A 395-nucleotide genomic window follows, 5' to 3' on the forward strand; every position below is an offset into this window, starting at 1 on the left:
GGCGACTTGTCGCAGAAGATGACGGTGAACGTGAAGGGCGAAATCCTGGAGCTGAAGAACATCTTGAACCAGATGGTGGACTCCCTGAACATCTTTGGTGACGAAGTAACCCGGGTAGCCCGCGAAGTAGGTACCGAAGGCAAACTTGGCGGTCAGGCCAACGTGCCCCGCGTCGGTGGCACCTGGAAGGAGCTGACCGACAACGTAAACACGATGGCCTCGAACCTGACGCTGCAGGTGCGCGACATTGCCAACGTGGCCACCGCGGTAGCAAAGGGTGACCTGACCCAGAAGATGACGGTAAATGTGAACGGCGAGATTCTCGACCTGAAGAACATCCTGAATCAGATGGTGGACTCGCTCAACATCTTCGCCGGCGAAGTAACCCGCGTGGC

Annotated in this window: 1 protein-coding gene; it reads left to right on the forward strand. The window is 57.5% G+C overall.

Annotated features, from left to right (window positions below; genetic code table 11):
- The coding region (locus tag EWM57_RS20820) for a HAMP domain-containing protein (protein ID WP_165370605.1) at positions 1–395 on the forward strand (395 nt) is incomplete at both ends.

This window comes from Hymenobacter persicinus, assembly GCF_004167665.1.
GTDB classification, from domain to species: domain Bacteria; phylum Bacteroidota; class Bacteroidia; order Cytophagales; family Hymenobacteraceae; genus Hymenobacter; species Hymenobacter persicinus.